The organism is Pseudomonas sp. W2I6 (assembly GCF_030815935.1).
Taxonomy (GTDB): Bacteria; Pseudomonadota; Gammaproteobacteria; order Pseudomonadales; family Pseudomonadaceae; genus Aquipseudomonas.
The window spans coordinates 2,907,156-2,924,379 of record NZ_JAUSXJ010000001.1; the positions used below are offsets into that span (position 1 = coordinate 2,907,156).

Genomic DNA, 17,224 nt, shown 5'->3' on the forward strand with positions numbered 1-17,224 from the left:
TAGACCGCCATGGCCAAGCCCCTGAGTGAATACAACGCCAAGCGCGACTTCGACGTGACCGCCGAACCCGCCGGCAGTGCGCCTCGCGCCAGGAACCGGGCGCATGCCCTGTCGTTCGTGATTCAAAAGCACGATGCGCGCAACCTGCATTATGACTTTCGCCTGGAACTCGACGGCGTCCTCAAAAGCTGGGCGGTGCCCAAGGGCCCAAGCCTCGACCCGAGCCAGAAGCGCCTCGCGGTGCATGTGGAAGATCATCCATTGGGCTACGGCAGTTTCGAGGGCAGCATTCCGGCAGGCCAATACGGCGCTGGCGATGTGATCGTGTGGGATCGCGGTATATGGCAGCCCCACGATGACCCGCACAAGGCCTACGCGGCCGGCAAGCTGAAGTTCAGCCTGATCGGCGAAAAACTGGCAGGCGACTGGACGCTGGTGCGCACCCGACTCAAGGGCAGCGGCGACAAGGAGCAGTGGTTGTTGATCAAGGAGAACGATCAGCAGGCACGCCCGGTGGCTGACTACGATGTGGTCCAGGCTGAACCGAAAAGCGTGCTGAGCGACGCAACGGTGGGGGCTGCGAAAAAGCCCGCAGCGCCGAAGAAAGCCAGGCGCAAGCCCTCAACCGACCTGCCCGATCAACTCGCGCCACAGCTGGCGACACTGGTGGACCGTGCACCGGAAGGCGATTGGGTGTACGAGATCAAATTCGACGGCTATCGCATCCTCGCGCGGATTCGCGATGGCGAAGTTCGGCTGTTCACCCGCAATGGCCATGACTGGACCGATCGCCTGCCACGCCAGGCCAAGGCCCTGGAAGCCCTGAAGCTCAAGGACAGTTGGCTTGACGGTGAGGTGGTCAGCCTGAACGCCGACGGGCTGCCGGATTTCCAGGCGCTGCAAAACGCCTTTGATATCGGCCGCAGCCTGGACATTGTCTATTACCTGTTCGATGCGCCGTTCCTGGACGGCCGCGACCAGCGCGAAGCCGCTGTCGAAGAGCGCCGCACCGCACTGAAGGACGCGGTTAGCCGCAGCAAGAGCAAGCTGCTGCGCTTCTCCGAGTCCTTTGCTGCCAACCAGCGGGATATCTTCGAAAGTGCCTGCGACCTGGCGCTGGAGGGCGTGATCGGCAAACGTGCCGGCAGCCCCTACGTTTCCAGGCGCAGCCCGGACTGGATCAAGCTCAAGTGCCGGCTGCGCCAGGAATTCGTGATCGTAGGGTTCACTCGCCCGCAAGGTTCACGCAGCGGGTTTGGCGCGCTGTTGCTGGCGGTCAATGATGACAGCGACCTGGTGTATGCCGGGCGCGTAGGTACCGGATTCGATCAGGCCGCGCTGAAAAAGATCAGTGCACAGTTGAAGGCGCTGGAACGCCAGACTTCACCGCTGGCCAAGCCCCTGACCAGTGCCCAGGCACGCGGCGTGCACTGGGTCGAGCCGCAGCTGGTGGGCGAAGTGCAATTTGCCGAATGGACCCGCGAAGGTGTGGTGCGCCAGGCGGCGTTTGTCGGGCTGCGCACCGACAAGCCGGCGGAGCAGATTGTGCATGAGCAGCCGCGGACGGCCAAATCGCTGAAGGAAAAACCCCGCAAAAAGACGGCGGGCACCGGCGCCGTGGCTGGGGTCAGGATTACCCATCCGGACCGAGTCATCGATGCCCAGAGCGCTACACAGAAACTGCAACTGGCACAGTTCTATGAGGGCATCAGCGAATGGCTCCTGCCCTTTCTGCGCAACCGGCCGGTGTCCTTGCTCAGGGCACCGGAAGGCATTGCCGGCGAACAGTTTTTCCAGAAGCACTCCGAGCGCCTGGCGATCCCGAATATCAAGCAACTGGACCAGGCCCTGGACCCGGGCCATGCGCGGCTGATGGAAATCGACAGCCCGGCCGCGCTCATCGGTGCCGTGCAGATGGGTACCGTCGAGTTGCATACCTGGGGCGCTACCGCTGACAAGATTGAAACCCCGGACCTGTTTGTGCTCGACCTCGACCCGGACCCGGCACTGCCGTGGAAAAGCATGCTTGAAGCGGCGCAACTGACCTTGTCGGTACTCGATGAACTGGGGCTTGAAGCGTTCGTCAAGACCAGCGGCGGCAAAGGCCTGCACCTGGTGGTGCCGCTGGCGCGCCGCGATGGCTGGGACTCGGTAAAAGCCTTCGCCAAGGCCATCGCCCAGTTCATGACGCTGCAGTTGCCTGAACGCTTTACCGCGACTTCGGGCCCGAAGAATCGCGTGGGCAAGATCTTCATCGACTACCTGCGCAACGCCCGGGGCGCCAGCACGGTAGCCGCCTACTCGGTGCGGGCGCGGCCCGGCCTGCCGGTATCGGTACCGGTGAGTCGTGATGAGTTGAAGAGTTTGCACAGCGCCCAACAATGGACGGTGGCTAACCTGCACGAGCGTTTGCAGGGTTTGAAGAAGGACCCGTGGGCGGGTTATGCCAATCGGCAGAAGATCAGCAAGAAGATGTGGGAGAAGCTGGGGGCGCATCCGCCAGGCTGATGCGCTCCGCTGCCCGGTTCAGATGAGGATGAAGATCGCGGCCAGGCCGGCAAAGATCGCCCATTTTTCCAGGTAGTAACGGGTGCGGTTGCGTTTCTTCAACTCCTTGCCCCGCAGGCGAATCTTGTACAGGCGGGTAAACGCACGGTTCAGGCCGCCGGTCTTGTCACCGGCATCGTTGGGCGAACCGGCCGCAGCCATCACGTTGCGGCTGAACCAACGGTTGAACGCGGCCGCCCAGCGGTACTTCATCGGCCGTTCGATATCGCAGAACAGAATGATCCGGTTCTGCTCGGTGGTGTTTTCGGCGTAGTGGATGAAGGTCTCGTCAAACATCACCGGTTCACCGTCGCGCCAGTAGTAGTTTTCACCGTCCACGTTGATGTAGCAGCCCGGGGAGTTGGGCGTGTCCAGGCCCAGGTGGTAACGGTAGGAACCGGCATACGGGTCACGATGGCGTACCAGCTTTGAGCCCGGTGGCAGCTCGGCAAACATCGCGGCCTTGATCGAGCCGATGCTTTGCACCAGCTCGGTGGTGCGCGGGCACAGCTTCATCGCCGAAGGATGGCTGTCGCCGTACCACTTCAAATAGAAACGCTTCCAGCCCGACTTGAAGAACGAATTGAAACCCACGTCATTGTACTGGTCGGAGCGCTTGATCTCGCCTGCGCGCAGCAGGTTCTGGCCTTCCTCGCGGATCTCTTGCCAATGCTCCTGAAGCGGGCTCAGGTCGGGAAAGTCGCTGGGGGACAGGTACGGTCGGCTGGGCAGTTTGGAAAAGAGGTAGAGAAAGCAGTTCACCGGAGCCAGGAAGGTCGAGTGATCACTGAGCTGGCGCCCCAGCTTGTGGCGCACCCGGCCACGCAGGTGGACATACGCAATAGAGGCAACGTAGAGAGCAACAATGATGAGTTTCAAGGTATTCGTCACAAGTCAGAAGAGAACAGGCTGCTCCCGCGTGCCCACAACGGCCGAGGATTGAAGATGCAGCACCTGAAATCACAATTCACAAAACCGGCAACACGAACGGCTGGGTGACAATCCGGTCGTGGCCATTGGCAGCTATTTTAGCCACACTTTGTAACCAAAGGTTAATCAAGATTTGTGAAAAGGTGTCCAGTGAGTGTGCCAGGAAGAGCAGCAGCGGGCTTGCCGGGCGGCCTGCCCGCTGCTGAAGGCGTCAGCTTTTCGGTTCGTCATCCTTGCGTGTACGCAGAGAAAGCCGATATTCATCCAACTCCGAGTAGGGTACGGCTTCGCGTCGTGCCAGCAGATGGCGGCCCAGCGCAATCAGTACACCCACGGTCAACCCTGCCAGCAGGCTCAGTATCATAACCAGGGCTTTCTTGGGCTTGATCGGGCTCAGCGGCTCTTGGGCACGACGGTCAATGGTTACCAGCTTGAGGCCACTCATGTCGATATTCAGGCCTCGCAAACGCGCGACTTCCGCTCGTAACGGTTCAACATCCTGCAAGAAAATGTCTTCATTCCCGCGATTTTTCAGCACCTCCACTTCACGGTTGACCTCCAGCATCTGCAACTCTTTGCCAATCTGTGCAATGCGGCTGTTGGTAAAGTCGTCGCTGGTACGCGCCTGCAACGCGGCACGTTCCGCCTCAAGCGCCTCTGTACCGAGGAAGTACAGCGGGATTTTCTGGTTGTTGACCTCGGTGCGCATTACTTGATTCGAGCCGCTACGCGAGGCATCTGCCATGGACGAAGGAGTGGTCGGGGTCTTGATGCCCATCGACTTGGCGATGGAAATGGCCTCCGCCAGCTCTGCCAGCCGGTCCGTGCGCTCCATTTTCATCTGTAAGCGCAGGGCACCCAGTTCGTCCTCCAGCTTGGCCCGTTTGAGCCTGTCGGCTTCAAGCAGCTTGGCAATCTTCGATTCCTTGTCGGTTTCGTAATTGGAGCGCGCCGCGTCGATTTTGCCCTTGAGTTCGTTCAAGCGGTTATTGACGATCACTTTAAGGTCAGCACCGACCTGGGCACGTTCCGAATCAATTGCGTAGTCTACAAAGCCGTTGAGAATCGCTACCCCGTCGATGTCTGCCGGGTATTCCAGCTCAAGCTTGATATAGCTGCTCAGGGAGTCGGACTTCTTGGGATCGGGCAGGCTCAGGTTGATGGAGTTTCGATTGAATTCTTCAAAACTCTGCTCGAGGCTTTGCCCGGTTTTCTGGAACGCCTTGAACAGGTCCTCATGGGACTTGAAAAACCCCAGGCGCGCTTCGTATGAGTCCAGTTGCGCCCCCACTTTGTTCAGGGCGTCGGCCGGCGGCAACTTATAGACTTCGGAGCGGTTCAGAGCATCCAGCTCATTGATGGCAGCCGGGCGCAGCACACTGCTGACCTGATACTCCCGCGGGGCCAGAAAAGCGTAGCCCGCCCCCAGCACCCCCGCCAGAATCGTACACCCCAGCACCAACTTCTTTTGCCGCCAGATACCATGACACAGTTCAAACAGATCAATTTCGTCCGATGCCGCATGAGCGTGGAGCCGAGGAGTTTTATTCAAAACTGATGCACCTTAAAAAGTCGACAGTCAGCGGTCACACATATTCATCAAATACTGAATGGCCGCTTGAAAATCAGGGACAACGCCCTGTACACAAGACACGAACGGTCTACCGATGGTCATCGGACCACCTCGGTCATGGAAAAATCCCACATCACCGTAGATTGTTTTCGTTCAGATTACGCAGGAGCCCCTACCCTGGTGCTGAGCGTAGACGAACTTGTAAAGAACCGATTCCGAATCAACGCACAAAATGGCGCTAAATACCCGTGAATACTGGGAAAATTCGTACGCAACAATGAGAAACCAGACAATTCTCACAAAATCGATTCAGCTTATCCGTCAGGCATCTACACACCAAGGTATTGACTGCTCGTTTTTTAACCAAAAAGGAATTTATATGACACCTGCTTCAAATGCGGATTTCCAGGCGCTCCAGGGGGCATGGGAACAAACGGCGCTGGAAGACAATGGTGTGCTCAATCCCACGGATGAACACAGCGCGCCAGGCGCGATCACGACAATCTCGGGCGATCAATTCCAGGTGGTGACGGTCGACGGCGAGGTTTTACTGGCAGGCAGCTTCACGCTCGATGCCAGCACGGCACCCAAAAGCATTACCTGGGTTGACTCGATGGGAGAGGATGCCGGCAAGCAGTTACCCGCGAGTTACCGGCTGGAAGGTGATCACTTCGTGTTTATTGCGGCAGATGAAGGCATGCCCCGCCCTACCCGCTTCAGTACCGGCCCAGGGCAAACCATGCGCACGTTCGTGCGCAAACCCTGACACGGAGATACATCCGTTCCTACGACATGGTTTTCACATGGCCTTCACGTGTTGACCTATAGGGTGAAGGCTACCTACTCCAGTGAACACCTTGGCCCGTCTACCCCACGGGCCTTTTTTTGCCTGCACGGCAGCCAATCAGCACGGGCGCTTGATGGCGGTGAGGGTGTAGCACGGGGCAGTTGAGCGGGCTGGTTTTGATACCTGGGCTGACAGCATGTCCATTGCGTCTCCAATATGTTCCGGTCATTGCGACAAAAGAAGTCCGCCCTACACCGAAAGCCTCGCCATCCTTGAACCGGTAAAGAGCCTTCACTGTAGGGCGAACGGACGGAAAATAAGCCAGGCTTATTGGATGTTCAACTGTTAACAATAAAAAGCCCTGAAAAAGCCTCGATCAGCGCTATTTTTCGATGCAAATGGCTCCACTTTGTAAATGTTTTTGCTTGTATTGCCATATGAGTGCAACGCCGCCTTCAGAAACTATACCTTCATGCCATGGGTCACTACTGCTACCGACCTCTTGCCTGAAGACCGTGCCATGGCCACTCGCTCTGACCTGCGCAACACCCTGTCCCTGGACAGCCTGAACTTCTTCCTGGCGGACGTGCGTGACGGACTGGGGCCGTACCTGGCGATTTATCTGCTGGCCGTGCACCACTGGGACCCCGCCAGCATCGGCGTGGTCATGACCCTGGCCGGCATCGCGGCCCTGCTCACCCAGACCCCGGCCGGCGCATTGATTGACCGAACCCGCAGCAAACGGGCAGTGATCGTGATCGCCGCGCTGCTGGTGACTGCCAGTTGCCTGCTCCTGCCCTTCGTCAGCTCCTTCAGCCTGGTGGCGCTGACCCAGGCGGCCAGTGCAGCGGCGGCCTCGGTGTTTGCGCCGGCCATCTCGGCGATTTCCCTCGGGATCACCGGGCCGCGCGCTTTTACCCGGCGCACCGGCCGCAATGAAACCTTCAACCACGCCGGCAACGCGGTGGCGGCCCTGCTCGCTGGTGGGTTCGCCTACCTGTTCGGCCCGGTGGCGGTGTTCTATCTGATGGCAGTCATGGCTGCGGCGAGTGTCATCGCGGTCAGCTGCGTGTCAGCCCAGGCAATCGACCACGAAGTCGCACGGGGTTTCGACCCTGCGCATGGCACCGGCCATGAACAACCGTCGGGATTGGCCGTGCTTCTGGCGAACAGGCCCTTGATGCTGTTTGCCATCTGCTGCGCGCTGTTTCACCTGGCCAATGCGGCCATGCTGCCGCTGGTCAGCCAGAAGCTGTCGCAGATCAACCTGCAGATGGCCACGCCGCTGACCTCGGCCTGCATCGTCGCGGCCCAGTTGGTGATGGTGCCGGTGGCCTGGCTGGTGGGCGTGAAGGCCGACGTGTGGGGGCGCAAGCCGTTGCTGCTCGCCGGTTTCATGATCCTGCCTCTACGGGGCGTGTTGTATACGCTGTCCAGTGATCCTTATTGGCTGGTGGCGGTGCAGATGCTTGACGGGGTCGGCGCCGGGGTGTTCGGCGCGCTGTTTCCGGTGATCGTCAAAGACCTCACCCAGGGCACCGGACGCTTCAATGTCAGCCTGGGCGCGCTGTCCACGGCATTCGGCCTCGGGGCGGCCTTGAGCAGCAGCCTGGCAGGTTTTGTCGTGCAGTGGGCGGGTTACAACGCCGCGTTCCTGACCCTGGCCGGCGTGGCGGCCGTCGCATTGGGGCTGGTGTGGGTGGCAATGCCGGAGACTCGGGCGAATCCATCCGTGCAGCGCCATACAACTCCCGCCTGACATATGCGACAATGCGCGCCAAATTCCAACATGCACCCATTTTTCTGCTCAGCGACTGGGCCCCAAGCCTTGATGTCGCTGCCGACGTATGCCCGTTGGCCTGGGCCACAAAATGGGCCCGGCTCAAATTAGCGCACTCCAAGCTATTGATAGGTAAAGTAATTGATCTCCACAGCTAACATCACCATGCAGTTCGGCGCCAAGCCGCTATTTGAGAACGTTTCGGTCAAGTTCGGCGCAGGCAACCGTTATGGCCTGATCGGTGCCAACGGTTGCGGCAAGTCGACTTTCATGAAAATCCTCGGTGGCGACCTCGACCCGTCGGGCGGCCAGGTCATGCTGGAGCCGAACGTGCGCCTGGGTAAACTGCGCCAGGACCAGTTCGCCTACGAAGAATTCACCGTACTCGACACCGTGATCATGGGTCACGAAGAGCTGTGGAAGGTCAAGGCCGAGCGCGACCGCATCTACTCGCTGCCGGAAATGACCGAAGACGACGGCATGGCCGTGGCCGAGCTGGAAACCGACTTCGCCGAGATGGACGGCTACACCGCCGAATCCCGCGCCGGTGAGTTGCTGCTGGGCCTGGGTATCGGCATCGAGCAGCACAACGGCCCGATGAGTGAAGTGTCACCAGGCTGGAAGCTGCGTGTATTGCTGGCCCAGGCGCTGTTTTCCGATCCGGAAGTGTTGCTGCTCGACGAGCCGACCAACCACCTGGACATCAACACCATCCGCTGGCTGGAAAACATCCTGACCCAGCGTAACAGCCTGATGATCATCATCTCTCACGACCGTCACTTCCTGAACAGCGTCTGCACCCACATGGCCGACCTGGACTACGGCGAGCTGCGCCTGTTCCCGGGCAACTACGACGAATACATGACCGTGGCGACCCAGTCCCGCGAGCAGTTGCTGTCGGACAACGCCAAGAAGAAAGCGCAGATCTCCGAGTTGCAATCCTTCGTCAGCCGCTTCTCGGCCAACGCCTCGAAAGCCAAGCAGGCCACTTCCCGTGCCAAGGCGATCGACAAGATCCAGCTGGCCGAAGTCAAGCCATCGAGCCGCGTCAGCCCGTTCATCCGCTTCGACCAGACCAAGAAGCTGCACCGCCAGGCGGTCATCGTCGATCGCATGGCCAAGGGCTTTGACGGCAAGACGCTGTTCAAGGACTTCAGCTTCCAGGTTGAAGCCGGCGAGCGCGTGGCGATCATTGGCCCGAACGGTATCGGCAAGACCACCCTGCTGCGTACCCTGGTCAACGAACTGACCCCGGATGCCGGTACGGTCAAGTGGACCGACGCGGCTGAACTGGGCTATTACGCCCAGGACCATGCTTCGGACTTCGAAGACGAGTCCAACCTGTTCGACTGGATGGGCCGCTGGACCAAGGAAGGCGAGCAAGTGGTTCGCGGTACCCTGGGCCGCATGCTGTTCTCCAACGACGAGATCCTGAAGTCGGTGAAGGTGATTTCCGGTGGCGAACAAGGTCGCATGCTGTTCGGCAAGCTGATCCTGCAAAAGCCGAACGTGCTGATCATGGACGAGCCGACCAACCACTTGGACATGGAGTCCATCGAGGCGCTGAACCTGGCGTTGGAGAACTACCCGGGTACGCTGATCTTTGTCAGCCATGACCGGGAGTTTGTGTCGTCCCTGGCCACCCGCATCATCGAGCTGAGCCCGAGTGGGGTGATCGACTTCAGCGGGACTTATGACGATTACCTGCGTAGTCAGGGTGTGGTTTTCTAAGAGCCGCCGGTAGTTTGAAATGCGAAAGCCCCGTCCAGTGTGATGGGGCTTTTTTTTGGGATATGGCTCTGCTTTTCTGTGGGAGCCGTCGAGCTTTAGCGAGGCCGCGATAGCGGTGTGCCAGGCAACATCTTTATTGACCATGCCGCCGCCTTCGCAGCCTCGCTAAAGCTCGACAGCTCCCACACTTTACCGCGTCCGCTTTAGTCGTCCCGGGCCAGGGAGGCCCCATGGATCCAAAGCCGGATAGGCACGGGCCGCAATATCATCAAATATAGTTAGCCTGCTTCCTTTTACCCCAAGCCCTTGCCATGATGCCCTCACCGCCCGCCCGCGAACGAGTCCCCATGCCTGCCACACAGCCTGCCACCCCCAGCTCCTTGTCGATCACCCTGCAGATCGTTTCCATCGTTTTCTACACGTTTATCGCGTTTATCTGTATCGGCCTGCCGATTGCCGTCATCCCCGGCTATGTCCACGGTGAGCTGGGTTTCAGCGCGGTGGTCGCCGGGATAACCATCGGCTCGCAATACCTGGCCACGCTGCTCAGCCGCCCCATGGCGGGGCGCATGTCGGACAACGTGGGCACCAAGCGCGCTATCGTGCTGGGCCTGAGCGGGATTCTGCTGAGCGGGGTGCTGACGTTCATCGCCACGCTGGTGCAAAGCCTGCCGTTGCTGAGCCTCGGCATATTGATTGTCGGCCGGCTGTTACTCGGCGTCGCGCAGGGCCTGATCGGCGTCGGCACCATCAGTTGGTGCATGGGCGCGGTCGGTGCCGAACATACGGCACGATCGATCTCGTGGAACGGCATCGCCTCCTACGGCGCGATTGCCATTGGTGCACCGCTTGGGGTGGTGATGGTTGCCGACTACGGCTACACCAGCCTCGGAATCGCCCTCACGGCACTTTCCGCCCTGGGCCTGCTGCTGATTCGCAACAAACCTTCGGTGCCCGTGGTGCGCGGCGAGCGGCTGCCCTTCTGGGCGGTATTCGGGCGTATCGCGCCGTTCGGCGCCAGCCTGTGCCTGGCATCGATTGGCTACGGCACCCTCACCACGTTTATCACCCTCTACTACTTGAGCCGTGGCTGGACGGGCGCAGCCTGGTGCCTGACGGTATTTGGCGTGTGTTTCATCCTGTCACGGCTGGTGTTTATCTCTGCCATCAACCGCTTCGGCGGCTTCACCGCGGCGATTGCCTGCATGACCATCGAAACCCTGGGCCTGACGCTGCTGTGGCTGGCACCGTCCACCGGCGTGGCCTTGATCGGCGCCGGGCTGACCGGCTTTGGTCTGTCGCTGGTGTACCCGGCGCTGGGCGTGGAGGCGATCAAGCAGGTGCCCAACAGCAGCCGGGGCGCCGGGTTGAGTGCATATGCGGTGTTTTTTGACCTGGCGCTGGCCATTGCCGGGCCGGTGATGGGTGCGGTGGCGCTGAACCTGGGCTACTCGTGGATCTTCTTCTGCGCCGCCCTGCTCTCGGTCACCGGCCTGGGCCTGACGTTACTGCTCAAGCGCCGCGCTTACTGATCAGCCGTCTGCAAGCCCCGCCCGGGTGGATTGCCCGAGGGTGTGATTAAAGAACCGCCCGGCCTCGGAAATCAGGTCGCGGTGTATGCTTTCACGGTCAACCCCGTCGGCATCGGTGCACATGGCGGGCATCGCGGCCAGTTGGCTCTCGTCGCAAGGCGCCATGAACACAAAGTGCCCGGCCCCGGCCAGCAGCTTGAAGTCCGGCGGCTCCGGCAGTTTGCGCGCCAGGGCCTCGGCGTTCTTGTCCACGGCCACCAGCTTGTCGCCGTCGCCGCTGTAGAGCAGCACCGGTACATGCACGTCCGCCAGGGTGTGGCGGCCAAACATCAGGCTCAACGGCGCCATCAACATCAAGGCATGGATACGCGGGTCGGCCTGCGGTTGCAGGTCGTCGCGGTCGACGATCAACTCGCCCTTGGTGGTGCAGGCGTCGCGATCTTCCGGGCGTTGCTGGCAGTAGCGGCGCAGGCGGTCGAGGTCCGGCTTGGCGCCGGCGAGGATCAGCGCGGTTTCGCCACCAGCCGAATAACCGATGACGCCTACCTGGTCGACGTTGACGAATGGCGACAGCATCGGGTCGCCGAGGGTGGCGGTGATCGCTTCGGAAATCTGGATCGGGCGACCGTACAGGTTGCTCAAGGTGCCCAGCCGGCTGTGATCCTTGTAGTTGTCGCCAGGGTGCAGCACCGCCACCACCACAAACCCCTTGCGCGCCAGGGAGGTGGCGAGGTCGTGCAGGGCCAGGGGCGTGCCGGTATTGCCGTGGGACAGCATCAGCATCGGAAAGCGGCCGATGGCGATCTTCGAATCTTCAGTGGCGGCGATGTGATAAGCGCCCACCTGGGTGGTGTGTTCCAGGCCGGTGGACGGGTAGAACGCGACGGCTTTCATCGGCTGCAGATCCAGCGGGTCGAGAAAAGTCATGCGGTGGAAGCCCACACTCCAATGGGGGTGCGGCGCGGGCGCGGCTTGCACTGAAATCAGGCCGCCGAGCAGGGAGAGAACCAAGACTGCACAAAGACGCATCATGGGGATGTCCACCTTTGTTGCGTAAGCCCGCGTAGCTGTTGAAGTATCCATGGTTCAGGCGCTCGGACTGGCAGGGTTTACCCATGCGTGCATAACCTGGGCCAAAGTAGTGACAGCGGGTAAACGAAAAAACTCCGTACTCCGATCGCTTTTCAGGCGAGCAGAATACAGAGTTTAGGCGCCTCGAATCAGATTGATATCGAGGAACAGCAAAATTTACACAAGTCTTACGCTGCAGCGAACAATTGTTCGCTGATCACTGCGTTGGCGTCGCTGATCGCCTTGCTGCGCACTTCATCGCCATAGCCCAGGCCGTGGGCGCGGACGATTTCGATGTCGGTGATGCCCAGGAAGCCCAGCAGTACTTTCAGGTAGTCTTCGTGAGCCACACCGGTAGGCTGGCCAACGTGCAGGCCGCCGGAGGTCGACACGATGATGACTTTTTTGCCACCGGCCAGGCCTTCAGGACCGTTTTCGGTGTAGCGGAATGTCTGGCCGGCGACGGCGATACGGTCGATCCAGGCCTTGAGTTGGGTCGGGATGGTGAAGTTGTACATCGGCGCAGCCAGGACGATGGCGTCGGCCGCGAGGAATTCGGCGAGGGTGTTGGCGCTCAGCTCGGCTTCATGTTTCTGTACGGCATCACGCAGCTCGGCAGCGGTGCCCAGTGCACCCAGGGTCACGCCGGAAAAGTGGTTGATGCCTTCGCTGGCCAGGTCACGGTAGGTCACTTCAACGCCTGGCTCGGCCGCCTGCCAGGTCTTGACGACACCTGCGCTCAACTGACGGGAAACCGAGTTGTCGCCGAGGATGCTGGAATCGATATGCAACAGTTTCATGGTTAATCTCCAAGTAAGCATCGCCAAGGGCGACGGAATGGAAATAAGGCTACAGATGAAACCAATCAGCGATTAGTCAGGCAATATGCGATTATTCGTCCCACTGACAGGACAATAGGCCCACCATGCAAGATCTGAATGACCTCTACTACTTCGCCAAGGTGGTGGAAGCCGGCGGTTTCGCCGCTGCCGGGCGACTGCTGGGGATTCCCAAGTCGCGGCTGTCGCGGCGCATTGCCGAGCTGGAAGAACGCCTCGGCGCCCGCTTGCTGCAACGTACCACCCGCCAACTGACCCTCACCGCCGTGGGTGAACGCTACCTGCGCCACTGCCAGGCAATGCTGCTGGAGGCGGAAATGGCCGATGAGGCAGTGGCCAGCATGTCCAGCGAACCCCGCGGTCGGCTGCGGGTCAGCAGCCCCGTGGGCCTGGCTCACCAATTCCTGCAGACCGTGGTGGCGGAGTTTCTCACCGCCAACCCGCTGGTGCAGTTGGAGATGAACCTGGTCAACCGCCGCGTCGACCTGGTGGCCGAAGGCATTGATGTGGCCTTGCGCGTGCGCGAGCTTGGGGATGAAGACCCGCTGCTGGTGACCAAGCGCCTGCGCCAGGCCCAGACCGCGATTGTCGCCAGCCCCGACTTTGTGCGTGAGCGGCAGATCGACACCCTGGAAGACCTCAAGCAACTGCCGGTGCTGGGCGCCCTGGAAGCAGACCGCATGGTGCACTTCCGCATGCTCAGCCCGGAGGGCAGCAGCCACGACCTGGTGATGGAAGCGCGGCTGGGGATCGATGATTTCCTGGTACGCAAGGCCTGCGCCCTCGCCGGCCTGGGGTTTACCGTGCTGCCGATGATGTATTGCGAGGAGGAATTGGCCAACGGCCAATTGGTGCAGCTCTTGCCGCAATGGTCATTGCCGGGTGGCTGGTTGCAGGCGGTGTACCCACATCGGCGCGGTGTGTTGCCGGCCGTGCGGGCCTGGATCGACCACCTGGATAACGCCTTCAAAGGTTGCGGAGACCGTTTGCTATGAGAATGACCGAAGAACAAGTCGCCACGTTTTGCCTGGGCTTGCCCGGCGCGCGGGAAGATTACAAATGGGGTGGCGTGCGGGTGTTTTCGATTGCCGGCAACAAGATGTTTGCCTTGCAGAACCTGCGGGGCGACTCGCTGGCCTTCAAGGTCGACAAGGAGCTGTTCCTGGGCCATGTGGATCGCCCCGGCATCCACCCGGCGCCGTACCTGGCGCGGGCGCAGTGGATCATCATGGAAACGCCCTACCCGCTGGGCGCCGAGGAACTGCGTGGCCTGTTGCAGCGTTCCCACCAGTTGGTGGTGAGCAAGCTGCCCAAGCGCACGCAGGTCGGCTTGTTGCTAGAAGATCGAGAGTAGCGTGCCACCCAGGAACAGCTGATCAATCCAGAACACCTGGTGCAGCAACACGATCAGCCAGAACACCACCTGATAAGACACCTTGCGCGTCTTGTGGCGGAACACCTGCTGGGCAATCAACGCCCCCGGCCAACCGCCTGCCAGCTCCACCGCGTGCAGGACGTTTTCAGGGGTGCGCCAGCTGTCTTCGCGCGCCTTGCGCTTGTCGCTCCAGTAAAGCAGGAACGCCACCACGCTGACCACGCCATAGGCCACCAGCGGGATCAGCGAAACCCCGCGGTACCCCAGCAGCGCCGCACCAAACAGCGGCGCGGCGCACAACAGTGCAAACACCAACGCCTTGAAGCGCGGATGCTGGATGATCATGGCTTGACGGCCGACCAGTCGATCCAGCCGAACTGCCAGGTGGCCAGGATCACCAGGCCGAAGGCGATCCGGTACCAGGCGAACGCCGCGTAGCTGTGGCTGGCGATGAACTTGAGCAGCGCCTTGACCGCGATCATCGCGAAGATGAACGAGGTGACAAAGCCGATGGCAAACACCGGCAGGTCATCCGGCTGGAACAGGTGACGGTACTTGTAGCCCGAATACACCGCTGCGCCGACCATGGTCGGCATCGCCAGGAAGAACGAGAACTCGGTGGCGGTCTTGCGTGACAGGCCGAACAACAGGCCGCCAATGATGGTAGCGCCCGAGCGCGAGGTGCCCGGGATCATGGCCAGGCACTGGGCGAAGCCGACTTTGATCGCGTCCTTCCAGGTGATGTCGTCGACGGTTTCGGCGTGCACTTCATGCTGGCGGCGCTCGGCCCACAACATGATGACGCCGCCCACCACCAACGCCGCCGCAACGGTGATCGGGTTGAACAGGTAGTGTTTGATCAGGTCGGCGAAAATCACCCCCAGTACCACCGCCGGCAATACGGCAATGATCAGGTTGACGGTGAAACGCTGGGCATTGCGCTGGGTCGGCAAGCCAATGACCACGTCGAGGATCTTGCGTCGAAACTCCCACACCACCGCCAGGATCGCGCCCAGCTGAATGATGATATTGAACGCTTCAAAGCGTTCGCCACCGAAGTTGATCAAGTCGGCCACGATAATCTGGTGCCCGGTACTGGAGATCGGCAAAAACTCCGTCAGCCCCTCTACAACGCCGAGTATCAGTGCCTGTACGGCGGTCCAAAGATCCATCGATTCCCCCAAAGGTCATGCCCACGGCATGCCTCGTTGATATTTTTTAGACGTTCACTAACGAAGAGTGCGCTGCAAGCACAGCGCAAATAATCAAGGCCGAACTGCGAAAATTCCGTGAAAAATCAGGCAGGACTCAGGTTTTTTGATTCTGGGCCGAAAGCCTATCAGACAAGCCGGAAATGTCGATGCAGCACCCAAAATTATAAGAACACGGAGTGACAGGACCATGAACAGTTTGCGCAATATGTCTATCAGCCGGCGCCTCTGGCTGATCCTGATCGTCGCCGTGCTGATGCTGCTAACCCTCGGCCTGCTTATGCTCAAGCAGATTCATGACGACCTGTACCAGGCCAAGAGTGAGCAGACCCAGCGCGTGGTGCAAACCGCCAGCGGGATCCTGACTTATTATCACAGCCTCGAAACCAGCGGCGTCCTGACCCGTGAAGCGGCGCAGAAGCAAGCCTTGAGCGCGGTACGTGGCTTGCGCTACGGAAAGGACGACTACTTCTGGATCAACGACCTCACGCCCGTGATGATCATGCACGCGGCCAACCCCAAGCTCGACGGCCAGAACCTGTCGGCCATCCGTGACCCGGACGGCTTTGCGGTGTTCAACGAGTTCGTGATCCTGGCCAAGGCCAAGGGCGCGGGGATGGTGAATTACCGCTGGCCCAAGCCCGGCGCCGATGCGCCGGTGGCCAAGACCTCCTATATACAGCTGTTTGAACCCTGGGGCTGGATCATCGGTTCCGGCGTGTATGTCGATGACGTGCAAGGCGAGTTCCGCGGCCAGGTGTGGAAAGCCTCGGTGGTTGGCCTGGTGATCGCGCTGATCATGGCCCTGCTGGTGGTGCTGATCGCCCGCAGCATCGTGCGCCCGTTGCAGCAGGCAGTGAATGCGATGGCCAATATCGCCAGTGGCGAAAGCGACCTGACCCGCACCCTCGACACCCATGGCCAGGATGAAGTCACTCAATTGTCGCGGCACTTCAACAGCTTTACCGCCAAGCTGCGGCAGGTGGTGGGCCAGTTGCAGACCTGCGCCAACGCCTTGGGCCAGTCGTCCACCGAGCTGGGCAGCAACGCCAGCGATGCCCATGACCGCAGCCAGCAGCAATCGCAGCAGATGGAACTGGTGGCGACGGCGATCAATGAAGTCACCTATGGCGTACAGGACGTGGCCAAAAATGCCGAGCATGCCGCCAGCGAAATGCGCGATGCCCAGGTGCAGGCCGAACAGGGCCAGCTCAATATCGATGGCAGCCTGCAACGGATCGACCAGCTCTCCGGCACCATCAGCCAGGCCGTGGAGGTGATCCGTACGCTGTCGACTGAAAGCACGCAGATTGGCGGCGTGCTGGAAGTGATCCGCTCGATTGCCGACCAGACCAACTTGCTGGCCCTCAACGCCGCCATCGAAGCGGCCCGCGCCGGGGAGCAAGGCCGTGGTTTTGCGGTGGTGGCCGACGAAGTACGGCTGCTGGCCCAGCGCACGCAAAAATCCACGGCAGAGATCCAGGCGATGATCGAGCGCCTGCAAGGCCATTCGGAGGCAGCGGTCAAGGTCATCAGCGACAGCCACCAGGCCTCGCAACTGACCATCGAACAAGCAGGCCAGGCGGGCGCGAGCCTGACTGCCATCGGCCAGGCGCTGCGTAATCTCAACGGGCTGAACGCCTCGATTGCCAGTGCCACGTTGCAGCAGGCGCATGTGGTGGAAGACATCAACCAGAACGTCACCCAGGCAGCCGGTTTGTCCCACAGCACGGCACTGGCGGCGCAGCAGTCCAGCGTCGCGAGTGCGCACTTGAAAGGCCTGAGCGAACAACTCGACAGCCTTCTGCGCCAATTCAAGGTCTGACGCCGATGATCGTTCCCACGCTC

The 17,224-nt window shown here is 60.6% G+C and carries 13 protein-coding genes and 1 pseudogene; 8 read left to right on the forward strand and 6 right to left on the reverse strand.

Annotated features, from left to right (window positions below):
- Positions 1 to 9 precede the first annotated feature (9 nt).
- A complete protein-coding gene (gene ligD / locus QF039_RS13670) occupies positions 10 to 2,508 on the forward strand; it encodes a DNA ligase D (protein ID WP_307518838.1) in 2,499 nt (832 codons plus the stop codon).
- Positions 2,509 to 2,526: 18 nt separating this feature from the next.
- Here the strand turns inward: ligD and lpxO are convergent, their stop codons facing one another.
- Together lpxO and QF039_RS13680 are read right to left on the reverse strand one after the other, a co-directional pair.
- Entirely contained in the window at positions 2,527 to 3,426 is a 900-nt protein-coding gene (lpxO, locus tag QF039_RS13675; protein WP_008436177.1) for a lipid A hydroxylase LpxO, read from the reverse strand.
- A 262-nt stretch (positions 3,427 to 3,688) separates the two neighbouring features.
- On the reverse strand, positions 3,689 to 5,029 hold the full coding sequence (locus QF039_RS13680; protein WP_087692674.1) for an LPS O-antigen chain length determinant protein WzzB: 1,341 nt from the start codon (positions 5,027 to 5,029) through the stop codon (positions 3,689 to 3,691).
- Positions 5,030 to 5,429: 400 nt separating this feature from the next.
- On the opposite strand from QF039_RS13680, the gene QF039_RS13685 reads away from it, so the two are divergent.
- From QF039_RS13685 to QF039_RS13700, 4 genes are all read left to right on the forward strand, one after another.
- Complete coding sequence (locus QF039_RS13685) at positions 5,430 to 5,816, forward strand: TIGR03067 domain-containing protein (protein ID WP_177042280.1); 387 nt, start codon at positions 5,430 to 5,432, stop codon at positions 5,814 to 5,816.
- Between the two features lie 541 nt (positions 5,817 to 6,357).
- Complete coding sequence (locus tag QF039_RS13690; protein WP_087692676.1) at positions 6,358 to 7,596, forward strand: MFS transporter; 1,239 nt, start codon at positions 6,358 to 6,360, stop codon at positions 7,594 to 7,596.
- A gap of 162 nt (positions 7,597 to 7,758) precedes the next feature.
- Positions 7,759 to 9,348 carry an ABC-F family ATPase gene (locus QF039_RS13695; protein WP_008436174.1) on the forward strand — a complete coding sequence of 530 codons (1,590 nt, stop codon included), beginning with the start codon at positions 7,759 to 7,761 and terminating at the stop codon, positions 9,346 to 9,348.
- 347 nt (positions 9,349 to 9,695) lie between these two features.
- On the forward strand, positions 9,696 to 10,880 hold the full coding sequence (locus QF039_RS13700; RefSeq protein WP_008436173.1) for an MFS transporter: 1,185 nt from the start codon (positions 9,696 to 9,698) through the stop codon (positions 10,878 to 10,880).
- Here the strand turns inward: QF039_RS13700 and QF039_RS13705 are convergent.
- Both QF039_RS13705 and QF039_RS13710 read right to left on the reverse strand, forming a co-directional pair.
- A pseudogene (locus QF039_RS13705) lies at positions 10,874 to 11,912 on the reverse strand (alpha/beta hydrolase family protein). The gene QF039_RS13700 and the pseudogene QF039_RS13705 overlap by 7 nt on opposite strands.
- A gap of 227 nt (positions 11,913 to 12,139) precedes the next feature.
- Positions 12,140 to 12,751, reverse strand: a complete 612-nt coding sequence (locus QF039_RS13710; RefSeq protein WP_177015418.1) for an FMN-dependent NADH-azoreductase — start codon at positions 12,749 to 12,751, stop codon at positions 12,140 to 12,142.
- Positions 12,752 to 12,876: 125 nt separating this feature from the next.
- Here QF039_RS13710 and QF039_RS13715 point away from each other — a divergent pair, with 125 nt between their 5' ends.
- Both QF039_RS13715 and QF039_RS13720 read left to right on the forward strand, forming a co-directional pair.
- Complete coding sequence (locus QF039_RS13715; RefSeq protein WP_003215364.1) at positions 12,877 to 13,785, forward strand: LysR substrate-binding domain-containing protein; 909 nt, start codon at positions 12,877 to 12,879, stop codon at positions 13,783 to 13,785.
- A complete protein-coding gene (locus QF039_RS13720; protein ID WP_032899493.1) occupies positions 13,782 to 14,144 on the forward strand; it encodes an MmcQ/YjbR family DNA-binding protein in 363 nt (120 codons plus the stop codon). Before QF039_RS13715 ends, QF039_RS13720 begins: the two co-directional genes overlap by 4 nt.
- Here QF039_RS13720 and QF039_RS13725 read toward each other — a convergent pair.
- Positions 14,127 to 14,510: a DUF1294 domain-containing protein gene (locus QF039_RS13725; RefSeq protein WP_003215359.1), complete on the reverse strand. Its 384-nt coding sequence runs from the start codon at positions 14,508 to 14,510 to the stop codon at positions 14,127 to 14,129. The two genes, QF039_RS13720 and QF039_RS13725, sit on opposite strands and share 18 nt — an antisense overlap.
- A complete protein-coding gene (locus QF039_RS13730; RefSeq protein WP_003215357.1) occupies positions 14,507 to 15,337 on the reverse strand; it encodes an undecaprenyl-diphosphate phosphatase in 831 nt (276 codons plus the stop codon). Before QF039_RS13730 ends, QF039_RS13725 begins: the two co-directional genes overlap by 4 nt.
- Positions 15,338 to 15,566: 229 nt before the next feature.
- Between QF039_RS13730 and QF039_RS13735 the strand changes: the two genes are divergently transcribed.
- The gene (locus QF039_RS13735) at positions 15,567 to 17,201 is read left to right on the forward strand and encodes a methyl-accepting chemotaxis protein (protein ID WP_102369157.1); all 1,635 of its coding nucleotides are present in this window, start codon (positions 15,567 to 15,569) and stop codon (positions 17,199 to 17,201) included.
- Positions 17,202 to 17,224: the final 23 nt, after the last annotated feature.

Coding starts and splice junctions, on each gene's coding strand:
- ligD (WP_307518838.1), top strand. CDS start 10: ATGGCCAAGCCCCTGAGTGAATACAACGCCAAGCGCGACTTCGACGTG.
- QF039_RS13685 (WP_177042280.1), top strand. CDS start 5,430: ATGACACCTGCTTCAAATGCGGATTTCCAGGCGCTCCAGGGGGCATGG.
- QF039_RS13690 (WP_087692676.1), top strand. CDS start 6,358: ATGGCCACTCGCTCTGACCTGCGCAACACCCTGTCCCTGGACAGCCTG.
- QF039_RS13700 (WP_008436173.1), top strand. CDS start 9,696: ATGCCTGCCACACAGCCTGCCACCCCCAGCTCCTTGTCGATCACCCTG.
- QF039_RS13710 (WP_177015418.1), bottom strand. CDS start 12,751: ATGAAACTGTTGCATATCGATTCCAGCATCCTCGGCGACAACTCGGTT.
- QF039_RS13715 (WP_003215364.1), top strand. CDS start 12,877: ATGCAAGATCTGAATGACCTCTACTACTTCGCCAAGGTGGTGGAAGCC.
- QF039_RS13720 (WP_032899493.1), top strand. CDS start 13,782: ATGAGAATGACCGAAGAACAAGTCGCCACGTTTTGCCTGGGCTTGCCC.
- QF039_RS13725 (WP_003215359.1), bottom strand. CDS start 14,510: ATGATCATCCAGCATCCGCGCTTCAAGGCGTTGGTGTTTGCACTGTTG.
- QF039_RS13730 (WP_003215357.1), bottom strand. CDS start 15,337: ATGGATCTTTGGACCGCCGTACAGGCACTGATACTCGGCGTTGTAGAG.
- QF039_RS13735 (WP_102369157.1), top strand. CDS start 15,567: ATGAACAGTTTGCGCAATATGTCTATCAGCCGGCGCCTCTGGCTGATC.